A 13,213-nucleotide genomic window follows, 5' to 3' on the forward strand; every position below is an offset into this window, starting at 1 on the left:
ATTCAGGAAATAAAAAAATGAAACCGGAATTTAAACATACAGCCTTAATTAATAAACAGATGATCAACAAAATGATGATGCATTATTGTATGCCTATGTTCCGACATTGCTGTGGTTGACCTTACTTTTATAGATATATTATATTCTAAAGGCTCTACCACGTTGTAGAGCCTTTTTTATTTACATGAACAACATTAAAAATATATACAATGAGTACTACTCACACTAAAAATAATTGGCTGATCCCCATAGCATTTACCAATATCTATGTCATCTGGGGAATTACTTTTTTAGCCATTTCATTCGGATTAAAAGGATTTCCTCCTTTTATATTATCAGGTTTCAGATTTTTAATAGCTGGAATATTAATGCTTGGTTATCTCTTAACCAAAGGAGAAAAAGCCAATTCTCTGATTAACTGGAAAAAAAATGGGATTACCGGAATTCTTATCCTTACGGGGGGAACAGGACTTGTTGCCTGGGGTGAACAGTATATCACCGCTTCTGAAGCAGCTATAACGATAGCAACCGGCCCTTTCTGGTTCATTGCCATTGATAAAAAGAACTGGAAATACTATCTTTCAGACAAATTCATTCCGATTGGATTGATCATAGGTTTCATTGGACTTATTCTATTTCTGAAAGGAAGTGTGAATTCAAATACCCATCACGTTGTAAGTGGATCTCTGAGGGTTACTGCATTTATTGTTTTAGCAATAAGTTCAATAGCCTGGGTTTTAGGTTCTTTATATTCAAAGAAAAATCCTTCCAGTCATTCTACACTAATGAATATTGCGCAACAATTAATTATTGCAGGAGTTACCTCTTTTATTATTGCTTTTTTTAGAAATGAATGGAATACTTTTTCTATAATTGCAATTCCAATATCTGCATGGTTGGGTGTGTTATTTTTGATCTTTTTTGGATCAATTATCGCCTATCTTTCATACATTTGGCTATTATCTGTAAAACCGGCAGCTTTAGTCAGTACCCACACTTACATCAATCCTATTGTAACTGTGATTGCTGGCTGGATTATTGCTAATCAAACGATCAACGGAAATCAATTATATGGCTTGTCTGTGATATTAATTGGGGTTCTCCTTACGAATATCACCAAGTATTTTAAACTTTCCAAAAGATCAAAAGTAAAAATAAGAAGAGCAGTACGGTTGGTAAAAAGAAACAACAGACCTTATCAACCGGTATAAAATAAAAGTAATTAAACTATAATGATAGAAATCAAGAACATTTCAAAAACCTTTCATCAAAAGAAACAGTCTTTCAAGGCACTGGATGATGTCAGCCTGAGTATTGAACAGGGAGATATTGTTGGAATCATTGGATTCTCCGGGGCTGGAAAAAGTACATTAATACGAACAGTCAATTTATTAGAAAGGCCTGATAAGGGACAGATTATCATCAATGGAAAAGATTTCGTCCAATTAAAATCCAAGGAACTTGCCAGAGAACGTAAAAAGATTGGAATGATCTTCCAACATTTCAATTTACTCTCTTCAAGAACTGTTTTTGATAATGTAGCACTACCATTAGAGCTGGATCATGTAGGTTCATCAGAAATCAAAAGAAAAGTAAATGAATTATTGAAAATTGTAGGTCTGGAAGATAAAGCCAATGATTATCCAAAAAGCCTTTCAGGAGGTCAAAAACAAAGGGTAGCTATTGCCAGGGCTCTAGCCAATGATCCATATCTCCTTCTTTGTGATGAGGCTACCAGTGCATTAGATCCAGCTACTACACAATCTATCCTGCAATTATTGCGTGATATTAATCAACGATTAGGAATTACTATTTTATTGATTACTCACGAAATGGATGTTATTAAAGCAATCTGTAATCACGTGGCTGTCATTGATAAAGGAAAACTCCTTACCAAAGGTACATTACAGGAAATTATTTCGGATAAAGAACATCCGGTTATTAAACAATTTATAAACCCAGGCGTCATGACGATCCCTCAAGAGCTTAATAAAAAGCTACAGAAAGAGCCCAAAGATGGCTTATTCCCGCTGGTGGAAATAGAACTTAATGAAAACATTACAGTTGAAACACTACTGTCAAAAATACACGATGAATATAAAATCCCCTATAAACTGTTGAAAGCGGATGTAGAGTATTTAGGAGATTCCAATTTTGGAAAATTACTTCTACAGTTAAAGGGTGAAGCTGAAGAAAATCAAAAGGCAATCTATTATTTTAATCAAAACAAAATTCAAAATACAGTAAAAGGTTATGCTTAGTGATACAGTAATCTCTCTTTTATCAAAGGGAATTTGGGAAACAGTTTATATGACATTTGTTTCCGGATTTTTTGGTTTTGTTTTAGGACTTCCGGTAGGTATTCTTTTATTTCTGACCAGAAAAGGACAGCTTTTAGAGAATACAATTTACAATAGAATTCTATCCATTCTCGTGAATATCTTCCGTTCCATTCCATTCATTATTTTGATTGTATGGATGATCCCTTTTACAAGGGCTTTGGTTGGAACTTCTATTGGTGTTAATGCTGCTTTAGTTCCTTTGAGTATTGGGGCCGCTCCTTTTATTGCCAGATTGGTTGAAAACAGCCTGTTGGAAATTCCTCATGGACTTATTGAAACAGCAAGAGCATTAGGAGCAACTCCATTGCAGATCATTAAAAAAGTTTTGTTGCCAGAAGCACTTCCTTCTTTGATCAACAATGCAACCATTACATTGATCACATTGGTTGGTTACTCAGCAATGGGAGGAGCTGTTGGTGCTGGTGGATTGGGACAAATCGGTTATCAGTATGGATACATCGGTTATGATGCTGTAATCATGAACCTTGTTTTAGGGCTTTTGGTCGCTTTGGTTTTTATCATCCAGTTCTCTGGAGATCGATTGGCTAAAAGATTTGATCATCGATAAAAAGTTGGAGAGTCTTGTTGAAGAGTGTGGGTTTGAGAGTATGAGTGTTTGAGCGTATATGAGTTCAATTTGGCCGACAATCGCAATATATTCAACATAAATAAGCGATTTTGCAGTTTCGCGATTCAGCGATTCAGCGATTCAGCCTTTAAAAAGTTGGAGAGTTTGAGCGTATAAGCGTTGAAGCGTATATAAGTTCAATTTGGCCGACAATAGCAATATATTCAACAAAATTCAGCAATTTTGCACTTTCGCGATTTAGCAATTTTGCAATTCAGTGATTTCGCCTTAAAAAAATAAATAATGTATATAATGAAAAAAGCAAAAATTCTAGGATTATTAGCAGCGGGTTTGTTAGTATTCAATGCCTGTAATTCATCAAAGAAGGATGATCCTAATTATATCAAAGTGGGAATAACAGCAGGGCCTGAACAAGAAATTGCTGAAACCGCTAAAAAAGTAGCCAAAGAAAAATATAATCTTGAAGTAGAATTGGTAGCTTTTAATGATTATGTTGTTCCTAATGAAGCATTGAATAATGGGGATATTGATGCGAATGCATTTCAGCATGCTCCTTATCTCAACGAGCAATCCAAACAAAGAGGTTATAAATTAGCTGTAGTTGGTAATACTTTTCTATATCCTATCGTAGCCTACTCAAAAAAGATCAAAAATATCAGCCAACTTCAAAATGGAAGCACAGTTGTTATTCCTAATGATCCTACAAACGGAGGTCGTTCACTTCTTCTTTTACAGAAGACTGGTTTATTAAAACTAAAAGACGGGATCGGTTTATTACCAAAAGTCACTGATATTGTGAGTAACCCAAAGCAATTGAAAATCGTTGAAATAGAAGCTCCTCAATTACCAAGAGTTTTGGATGATAAGGAAGTCGTTATTGCGATCATTAACAATAATTTTGCAGCTCAAGCTGGATTAGATGAAGAAAAATTTGGAATTTTTAAAGAAGATAAAGATTCTCCATATGTTAATCTTGTTGTTGCAAGACAAGACAATAAAGATGCAGAAAAAGTGAAAAATTTTGTAAAAGCTTATCAGTCCGATGAAGTATTAAAGAAAGCTCAATCTATTTTCAAAGGTGGAGTTGTAAAAGGATGGTAAATTCTAACATATAACAATAGAGCAGTGTAACAATATAACAACTATTGAAACACTGCTTTTTTATTTTACCAACTTCATTCTCACCTATTCTTCTTTCTTTCAGTGATTATTTAGAGTAGAAAAATTCAATAGGAAATCTTTCAAAATAATTAATCTTAATAATTAAAAATTTTCAATTTTTAATTTCAAAACATTCCCCTCCTTTCTCCCTTCACAACAGCAAATTTCAAACGTAACGATTACGGATTTTTAATCCTGAATGGTTATATATAACCATTTTGTTGAAAAAATACATTATCTCAATTTGAGATAATAAATAAATTTCCTATTTTTGTTACGAATCAAAAAAAGGTTTTTATGCTAAAGAAAACTGCCATAGTAAGTTTATTCACACTCATTTCAATTTCTTCAATGGCTCAAAATACTACCCTTCCGGTCTATTTAGACGAAACAAAACCTGTTGAACAGCGTGTTCAGGATGCTCTTTCCAGAATGACACTGGAAGAAAAGGTGGCAATGCTTCATGCACAGTCCAAATTCAGTTCACCGGGTGTTCCAAGATTGGGAATTCCTGAATTCTGGACTACTGACGGACCTCACGGAGTACGCCCTGAAGTAATGTGGGACGAATGGAACCAGGCAGGCTGGACCAATGATTCTATTATTGCTTATCCGGCTTTAACTGCCTTATCTGCGACATGGAATAAAAAGATGTCATGGAACTACGGTAAAGCTTTAGGAGAAGAAGCCCGTTACAGAAAGAAAGACATTCTTCTGGGACCTGGAGTAAATATTTATAGGACTCCATTGAATGGTAGGAACTTTGAATATATGGGGGAAGATCCTTATCTGACTTCTAAAATGGTAGTTCCTTATATTCAGGGAGTACAATCCAATGGAGTGGCAACCAGTGTAAAGCATTTTGCTCTGAACAATCAGGAAATGTTCCGTCATACCAGCAATGTGACCGTAGATGACAGGACTTTATATGAGATCTACTTACCTGCATTTAAAGCAGCAGTAACAGAAGGTGGTTCATGGACGATCATGGGCGCTTATGACATGTATAAAAATCAATACGCAAGCCAGAACCAATATCTTTTAAATGACATTCTAAAAGGAGAATGGAAATACAAGGGTGTAGTCGTTTCAGACTGGGGAGCAGTAAACAATACAGAGCAAGCTATCCATAATGGATTGGACCTTGAATTTGGAAGCTGGACCAACGGTTTATCTGCAGGAACGAAGAATGCATACGACAACTATTATTTAGCAAAACCTTATCTGGATCTTATTAAATCCGGAAAAGTAGGAACTAAAGAGCTGGATGATAAAGTAACCAGACTATTAAACCTGGCTTATAAAACAACAATGAACCGAAATAAACCTTTCGGAAACATTGCTTCTGCCGAACATCAGGCCGTGGCAAAAGAAATAGGTGAAGAAGGAATTGTTTTACTGAAAAATCAAGGAAATATATTACCTATCGACATCAACAAGACCAAAAAAATTGCTGTTATCGGTGAGAACGCGATCAAGATCATGACCGTTGGAGGAGGCTCATCTTCATTAAAAGTGAAATATGAAACACTTCCTTTAGATGGAATCAAAAAAAGATTCGGAAAGCAAGCTGATGTACAGTATGCAAGAGGATATGTAGGAGATATTGGTGGTGAGTATAATGGAGTAAAATCAGGACAGGATCTGAAAGATACCCGCTCTGAAGCTGAATTGATCAATGAAGCTGTAGAGCTTGCCAAGAAATCTGATTTCGTAATCTTTGTTGGAGGATTAAATAAAAGTGATTTCCAGGACAGCGAAGGAAATGATCGTAAAAGTTATGGCCTTCCATATAATCAGGATCATGTAATTTCTGCATTGGCAAAAGCCAATAAAAATCTTGCTGTTGTTTTGGTATCAGGAAATGCAGTAGCAATGCCTTGGATCAAAGAAGTACCATCAATTGTTCAATCCTGGTATTTAGGTTCTGAAGCAGGGAATTCTATCGCCTCTATTTTAGCAGGAGATGCTAATCCTTCAGGAAAACTGCCTTTCACATTCCCAGTTAAACTGGAAGATAACTCAGCACATCAATTAGGAGAATACCCAGGTCAAAAAGATCAATTGGCTGCCGGAAAAGGAAAAGATCAAAAGAACCCAATCAACATTACATATAACGAAGGAATTTTTGTAGGATACCGTTGGCATGATACAAAAAACATCAAACCTTTATTCAGCTTCGGACATGGATTAAGCTATACCACTTTTGAATTTGGAAAAGCAAAAGCGGATAAAACAACGATGTCTCAGGATGACAAAATTACCTTTACAGTAACTGTAAAAAATACAGGAACTAAGGCTGGTGCTGAGGTAGCGCAATTGTATATCAGTGATCCTAAATCGTCTGTTCCTCGTCCTGCAAAAGAATTGAAAGGTTTTGAAAAAGTATTTTTAAATCCTGGAGAACAGAAAGAAGTTAGCTTTACGATCGATAAAACAGCTCTAAGCTATTTCGATGCTAATAAACATGATTGGGTAGCTGAGCCTGGAGATTTCGAAGCATTGATCGGAAACTCTTCAGATGCTATTAAAACGAAAGTGAAATTCATTCTAAAGTAGATATTTTTTTCATCATTTGTGTTTTTTGACCTCCCGAAAGGGAGGTTTTCTTTTTGATACAAGACGGAAATTTTCGTATCGGGAAGTTATTCTACCCTTTCATTAAACAAAAAAATGCCCGGATTACTCCGGGCACAGCAATAGCAATTTACAAGGAAAAAATTAAATATGCTGTTCTATTTCTTCAAAATAATGAATCACCCCAACATCAGGTAGATCCTGTTTCTCATCATTACAAAAAGCATTGGTGCTCTCAGTACTTTCAAGGAAGGAATTACTGAATAAGGCATAAGAAGGCTGTTTCGCGAAATCATTCTTCAACAGCTGATGAGCCTCTACTACCGGTGCACCATATAATTTTCTAAAATTTCCAATCTTATATTGGGAAAATTTCCCGTAATGAACAATAAACTTTAATGACAGGTCAATGGAAATGCTTAATGCTTCATTAAGCTCAGCCACTTTTCTGGTAAATGCGTTCTGCATATTCCGAAGCATATTGGAGACTTTTTTAAAAGATGGATTTTTATCATACCTGAAAAATAAAATGGCATCCCCTTCAATTTCAGAAATTTCAAAATACCTATTATTGACATCTATCAGGATTGATAATAGCTGTCTCACAATATACTCTCCGGTATATAGTTTTGTATTAAACACAAATTCGGTAAATCCATTGAAATCCGGAATCAGTATAATACCCTCTTGTATATTTGCATCCATGATGTTTAGTTTAAAAACCTGTTGTTTCTAAAGACGCAACAGGTTTCATTTTACTTTATTGCCATCCGCCACCTACCGACCGGTAAAGGGCAGTAATGGCATTTAATCGTTGTGCTTTCAGGGATGCCAGATCAAGCTCCGCCTGAAGTTTGTTCGTCTGTGCTAAAATTACTTCTACATAAGTTGCTGAATTATATTTAAATAATATATCCGCTTTTTTAACCGCTTCATTAGATTTCGTCACCAAACCTTCTGCAACCTTTTGCTGCTCTTCCAGTTTTTGGATCTGTACCAAAGCATCAGAAACTTCTCCCACCGCTTTTAATACAGATTGTTTGAAGTTGATCTCTGCCTGCTCTGACAATACTTTAGATTGTTCATACTGTGTTTTCAGCTGTTTCCCATTCAGGATAGGTTGAGCTATTGCTCCTGCCGCCATTCCGAAAAGAGATCCCGGGATACTGAACCATTTACTCGCCTGAAAAGCATTAATACCACCCTGGGCTGTAATGGTTAAAGACGGATACATGCTCATTTTTGCAACATGAATAGCAGCCACACTTTTTCTCACCTCAAGCTCGGCATTTTTAATATCCGGTCTGTAGCTCAATAGTTCTGAAGGAATTCCAGCCGCAATATGATCCGGAGACAGCACTGTATTCAGACTTTCTTTTCTTTCAATTTTATCAGGCATTGAACCAGTAAGTAAGCTTAATGCATTTTCCTGAGTTGCTATGGAACTTTCAATAGCTGGAATCGTTTTCAGGATCTGATCTTTTACAATCTCCTGCTGCTGTACTGCTAGAGCTGTTGTCAAACCCAGTTCCTGCTGTTTGGTTAAAAACTTCAGTGTGGTATCAGAATACGTTAGATTAGATTTTGTAATTTCCAGTTGAGTATCCAGCATGAGCAAATTATAATACCCCTGAACCACTGAAGCAACCAATCCTGTTCTCACAGCTTTTGCTGCTTCCTGGGTTTTAAGATATTCTGTTAAAGCCTGTTCTTTCCGACCTCTGATCTTACCCCAGATATCTGCTTCCCAGGAAATATTTACAGAACTCGTATAATCTTCTGTATATTTTCTTCCCATAAACTGTCCAGCCATCATTCCATTCATACTGTTATCCGAGGGACGACTAATGCTTGCGTTTCCAATTGTTGCGCTTACGGTCGGTACATTTGCCCATTTGCTTTGATTATAAGCTAAAGAAGCAAATTCGATTTGTTTTAAAGCCACCTGAAGATTATTATTCTGAACAATGGCCTTATCGATCAATCCCACCAAAACCGGATCTTTGAAAAAATCTTTATAACTGATCTTTGCTATATTCTGATCCTGATTGTCAACTACAATGGAATCATTTCTGAAAGCTTCCGGCATTTTGATTTCCGGTCGTTCATATTTCTGAACTTTACAGGAAACAGCCGCCCCGGAAACCAATGCTATATATGCTATATTTTTAATTGAATTCATTTTTAAAATCATTTGAATTAATATTCCCAGTCTGCTTCGGTTACTACTTTTCCATTGATTCTTTCATGCAAAGCCTGGAATACCACAAAAAGAACAGGAACCACAAAAATCCCTAAAATAGTTCCGAAAAGCATCCCTGAAATCGCAGCATAACCAATTGAGTGGTTTCCTAACGCTGAAGGTCCTACTACAAAAATCAAAGGAATCAAACCTGTAATAAATGCCAGGGATGTCATCAGAATAGGTCTTAAACGTGCCTTTGCTCCTTCTACTGCAGCCGCAATCAAGCTCTTCCCCGCTCTACGACGCTGAACCGCAAATTCTACGATAAGAATACCATTCTTTGCCAATAACCCGATCAGCATCACCAGGGCAATCTGAACATAAATATTGTTAGATAACTCTGCCAGCGTAATTCCTACAAAGACTCCGGATAAACCAACAGGAATTGCAATCAGTACAGCGAATGGAAGAATATAACTTTCATACTGTGCAGATAAAAGGAAGAAAACAAAGATGATACACAAACCAAAGATCATTACCGATTGAGAGCTTGATGTTGCTTCTTCCCTACTCATTCCCTTATAATCATAAGTATATCCCGGAGGAAGAACCTGTTTGCTGACCTCTTCAACTGCTGCCATTGCTTGTCCTGAACTGTATCCAGGCGCCGCCATTACCGTTAAATTAGAAGAATTAAATAAATTGAAACGATCCACTACTTCTGCTCCGGTTACCTGTTTTAAAGTAACCAAAGTATTTACAGGAACCATTTGATTCTGATTATTTTTAACAAAAATTCCGTTCAGAGACTCTTTATCCTCTCTTGTTTCAGGAGTCGTCTGAACCAAAACTCTGTAATACTTTCCGAATCTGTTGAAATCTGAAGACTGGATACTTCCATAATACCCCTGCATTACACCTAACACATCAGAAACGGTTACTCCAAGCTGTGCTGTTTTAACCTCATCTACCAATACTTCATATTGCGGATAGGTCACATCAAAGGTCGTAAAAGCCACTGCTACTTCCGGTCTTTGCATTAAGGCTCCCATCATTCCGTAAGAAATATTTCCCAAGCTCTGAAGATCACCATTGGTACGATCCTGAAGAACAAGTTCCATTCCACTGGTATTACCAAATCCGTCTACGGTTGGTGTATTAATTACTAAGAAATTAGCTCTTTTATCCTGAGACAATGTTCCCTGAACCTGTCCGATGATATCATTAATATTGTTAACAGGACCTCTTTCACCACCTTTTTTCAATTTAACGAAAATCGAACCTGCAGAAGATGACATAGAACCACTGAACAAATTCAACCCATCTACTGAAATCACTTTGTCAACAGCCGGATTTTTCATCAACAGATCCTCTGTATCTGAAATAATCTTTGAAGTTCTGTCTTTCGAAGCTCCCGGAGCAAGATTAGCCGTCACGATAATGAAACTCTGGTCTTCGTCAGGGATAAATCCTTTTGGAGTGGTCATCGACATCCACGTAAATAATCCACCAAAAGCTACAATAATCAACAGGGCAATCCATTTTCTTTTTAAAAGGAACAGAATTGCTTTTCCATAACGGAAAGTAAGCTTATTAAAGTTGGTATTGAAAGCACTAAAGAATCGTTCTTTAAAATTCATCTTCTCATGCGTTTCCGGATGATGTTGCTTTAAAAATATTGCACACAGGGCAGGACTTAGCGTCAACGCATTTACCGCAGAGATTACAATCGCAATCGCTAATGTTAATGCAAACTGTTGATAAAACAGTCCTGTAGATCCACTCATAAAGGCAACCGGAACGAATACCGCAGACATGATCAACGTTATGGAAATAATCGCTCCCGTAATCTCACTCATCGCCGACATCGTTGCGGCTCTCGGATTAAGCTTTTTATGTTCCATTTTAGCATGGACGGCTTCCACAACAACAATAGCATCATCCACCACAATTCCGATCGCTAATACCAATGCAAATAGGGTCAGAATATTAATTGAAAAGCCAAATACATTCATAAAGAAGAACGTTCCCACAATAGAAACAGGAACCGCAATGGCCGGAATCAATGTTGAACGGAAATCCTGAAGGAAAATATACACCACAATAAATACCAGAATAAAAGCTTCGATCAAAGTATGAATCACCTGTTCAATAGACTGATCCAGCGCTTCTTTTGTAGCATAAGGCATTTCGTAAGCCATTCCTTCCGGAAAAGATTTTTCAAGTTCTTTCATTCTTTCCTGAAGAGCAATCTGTACTTCATTGGCATTCGAACCTGCCATCTGGAAAATTGCCATTGTAACCGATGCTTTTTTATTGAAATTAGAAGATACAGTATAACTGTATGCCCCGAATTCTACTTTAGCAACATCTTTTAATTTTAAAACAGAACCGTCACTCAGTGCCTTAATGGTTATATTTTCATATTGCTGAGGTTCGGTAAATTTTCCTTTATAGCGAAGTACATATTCCATGGTCTCTTTACTTCTTTCTCCGAATCTACCTGGAGCAGCTTCTAAATTTTGAGACTGGATAGCTCGTGAAACATCAGAAGGCGTAAGATTATACGAAGTCAGCTTATTCGGGTCAAGCCATACCCTCATCGAGTAATCCTTGTTTCCGTATACCATAGCATCTCCCACTCCTTTTACCCTTTTCAGTTCCGGTACGATATTGATCTTTGCATAGTTTTCAAGGAAAAGATCATCCATCTTACCATCTTTACTCGTCAAAGAAACCATAGCAATCATACTATTTTGTCTTTTCAGAGTGGTAATCCCTGCCTGTATTACTTCTGCAGGAAGCTGGTTGGTAACCTGGGCTACTCTGTTCTGAACATTAATTGCAGCCTGATCGGGATCCGTTCCCAGCTTAAAAATCACAGTGATACTTAAGGTACCATCATTACTCGCTGTAGAAGTAATATAATCCATATTCTCCACACCATTGATCGCGTTTTCCAAAGGTGGTGCCACTGATCTTGCAATCGTTTCCGCATTGGCACCAGGATAAACTGCTGAAACCACAACCGTAGGTGGAGCAATATCCGGGAATTTCGTGATCGGCAAATTAATCATGCCGACGATTCCCAGTATCACCAACAGTACAGAAATAACTGTTGCCAATACCGGCCTTTTTATAATCTTTTTTAACATAATTTCTTCTTAAGATTTTTTCGGTTGAGCATTTTGTTTTTGAGCTACAACAGGAGTTCCCGGCTGTAATCTGTCGAATCCGGTAACGATATACTGATCTCCGGCTTTCAGTCCTTTTGATACAATAAAGTTATCTCCGGCTTTTCCACCGATTTCAATAGGAAGCTGAACCGCTTTTCCATCTTTAATGGTAAATACAAATACTTTATCCTGAATAGATCTCGTAGAAGCAACCGGAAGTAAAATAACATTAGAATAGAACTGATCCAGAACCACTTTCCCGGTATTGCCGCTTCTTAAAAGGTTATTGGGATTATTGAATTTTGCACGAAGCGTGATAGAACCCGTTGTTTTGTTGAACTGACCGTCTACAGCATCAATTCTTCCCTGCTCAGCATATTTTTCACCTCCTGATAATAACAGTGAAACAGCAGGTGTATTTTTGATGACCTCATCAACGCTACTTCCTGCATTTTGTTTTTGAAACTGATTAAAATCGTTTTCGCTTAAGCTGAAATAAGTATACACCTCATGGATATCAGATAATAGCGTAATGGGATTCTGATTCGTAGGAGTCAATAAACTTCCTAAACGGTAGTTGAATCTTCCGATGTATCCGCTTACCGGAGCTTTAATCGTAGAAAAGTTAAGGTTGATCTTAGCCGATTCTATAGAGGAAAGGGATTGGCTTACCGCTCCTCTTGCTGCATTATAAGATGCTTCTGCTTCCTTTAGTTGAATGTCAGATACCATCTTATTTCTTAGCAACTCTTTCTTGCGGTCTACATCTATTTTAGATGTTGCAAGGTTGGCCTGCGCTGTGATCAATGCTGCCTGAGCACTTTTAAGCTGTTCACGGAAGATCTGGTCTTCTATTTTAAACAAAGGCTGACCTGCTCTTACATAGTCTCCTTCATCTACAAATATTTTGGTTAAATATCCTGTTACCTGAGGTCTTATTTCAACATTGGAAACCCCTTCGATAGAAGCAGCATATTCCCTTGAAACAGAAGCATCTCCCTGCTTCACTGTTTCTACGGGAAGCTGAGGTGCCTGTTGCTGATAAGACTGGTTTTGATTATTCTTCTTACACCCTGTCAGAAAGACGAGCGAGAGGAATAGTATTGTTGATTTCTGAATAAAAAATCTCTGCATAGTAATATTTCCTTTAAATTTCACCAGGCAAAATTCGGCCTAAAAAAAT

Annotated in this window: 9 protein-coding genes; 5 read left to right on the forward strand and 4 right to left on the reverse strand. The window is 37.1% G+C overall.

From position 1 onward, the window contains the following. Window positions 1-209 precede the first annotated feature (209 nt). The 5 genes from JHL15_RS16075 (at window position 210) to JHL15_RS16095 (ending at window position 6,651) form a co-directional block, all read left to right on the forward strand. Window positions 210-1,211 (forward strand): EamA family transporter, encoded by a 1,002-nt coding sequence (locus JHL15_RS16075; RefSeq protein ID WP_200247360.1) that lies wholly within the window; start codon window positions 210-212, stop codon window positions 1,209-1,211. A 21-nt stretch (window positions 1,212-1,232) separates the two neighbouring features. After that, window positions 1,233-2,261, forward strand: coding sequence for a methionine ABC transporter ATP-binding protein (locus JHL15_RS16080; protein WP_200247363.1), 1,029 nt, complete (start codon window positions 1,233-1,235; stop codon window positions 2,259-2,261). Next, window positions 2,254-2,910 (forward strand): methionine ABC transporter permease MetI, encoded by a 657-nt coding sequence (gene metI, locus JHL15_RS16085; protein WP_200247364.1) that lies wholly within the window; start codon window positions 2,254-2,256, stop codon window positions 2,908-2,910. Before JHL15_RS16080 ends, metI begins: the two co-directional genes overlap by 8 nt. Window positions 2,911-3,222: 312 nt before the next feature. After that, complete coding sequence (gene metQ, locus JHL15_RS16090) at window positions 3,223-4,032, forward strand: methionine ABC transporter substrate-binding lipoprotein MetQ (protein ID WP_200247366.1); 810 nt, start codon at window positions 3,223-3,225, stop codon at window positions 4,030-4,032. 357 nt (window positions 4,033-4,389) lie between these two features. Continuing rightward, window positions 4,390-6,651 (forward strand): glycoside hydrolase family 3 C-terminal domain-containing protein, encoded by a 2,262-nt coding sequence (locus JHL15_RS16095; protein WP_200247368.1) that lies wholly within the window; start codon window positions 4,390-4,392, stop codon window positions 6,649-6,651. Window positions 6,652-6,813: 162 nt separating this feature from the next. Here JHL15_RS16095 and JHL15_RS16100 read toward each other — a convergent pair whose 3' ends face one another. From JHL15_RS16100 to JHL15_RS16115, 4 genes are read right to left on the reverse strand one after another with little or no spacing between them, the layout of a single operon-like run. Continuing rightward, entirely contained in the window at window positions 6,814-7,374 is a 561-nt protein-coding gene (locus JHL15_RS16100) for a DUF2652 domain-containing protein (protein WP_200247370.1), read from the reverse strand. Window positions 7,375-7,429: 55 nt separating this feature from the next. After that, window positions 7,430-8,851: an efflux transporter outer membrane subunit gene (locus JHL15_RS16105; protein ID WP_200247372.1), complete on the reverse strand. Its 1,422-nt coding sequence runs from the start codon at window positions 8,849-8,851 to the stop codon at window positions 7,430-7,432. Window positions 8,852-8,868: 17 nt separating this feature from the next. Further along, on the reverse strand, window positions 8,869-12,009 hold the full coding sequence (locus JHL15_RS16110; protein ID WP_200247373.1) for an efflux RND transporter permease subunit: 3,141 nt from the start codon (window positions 12,007-12,009) through the stop codon (window positions 8,869-8,871). Between the two features lie 9 nt (window positions 12,010-12,018). Continuing rightward, window positions 12,019-13,164, reverse strand: coding sequence for an efflux RND transporter periplasmic adaptor subunit (locus tag JHL15_RS16115; RefSeq protein ID WP_200247375.1), 1,146 nt, complete (start codon window positions 13,162-13,164; stop codon window positions 12,019-12,021). Window positions 13,165-13,213: the final 49 nt, after the last annotated feature.

It is taken from the genome of Chryseobacterium paridis (assembly GCF_016595215.1).
GTDB classification, from domain to species: Bacteria; Bacteroidota; Bacteroidia; order Flavobacteriales; family Weeksellaceae; genus Chryseobacterium; species Chryseobacterium paridis.

What these genes read in the sequence shown, in the direction of transcription:
- JHL15_RS16110 (WP_200247373.1), bottom strand. Translation starts at nt 12,009, where the DNA reads ATGTTAAAAAAGATTATAAAAAGGCCGGTATTGGCAACAGTTATTTCT.
- JHL15_RS16075 (WP_200247360.1), top strand. Translation starts at nt 210, where the DNA reads ATGAGTACTACTCACACTAAAAATAATTGGCTGATCCCCATAGCATTT.
- JHL15_RS16105 (WP_200247372.1), bottom strand. Translation starts at nt 8,851, where the DNA reads ATGAATTCAATTAAAAATATAGCATATATAGCATTGGTTTCCGGGGCG.
- JHL15_RS16080 (WP_200247363.1), top strand. Translation starts at nt 1,233, where the DNA reads ATGATAGAAATCAAGAACATTTCAAAAACCTTTCATCAAAAGAAACAG.
- metI (WP_200247364.1), top strand. Translation starts at nt 2,254, where the DNA reads ATGCTTAGTGATACAGTAATCTCTCTTTTATCAAAGGGAATTTGGGAA.
- JHL15_RS16115 (WP_200247375.1), bottom strand. Translation starts at nt 13,164, where the DNA reads ATGCAGAGATTTTTTATTCAGAAATCAACAATACTATTCCTCTCGCTC.
- JHL15_RS16100 (WP_200247370.1), bottom strand. Translation starts at nt 7,374, where the DNA reads ATGGATGCAAATATACAAGAGGGTATTATACTGATTCCGGATTTCAAT.
- metQ (WP_200247366.1), top strand. Translation starts at nt 3,223, where the DNA reads ATGAAAAAAGCAAAAATTCTAGGATTATTAGCAGCGGGTTTGTTAGTA.
- JHL15_RS16095 (WP_200247368.1), top strand. Translation starts at nt 4,390, where the DNA reads ATGCTAAAGAAAACTGCCATAGTAAGTTTATTCACACTCATTTCAATT.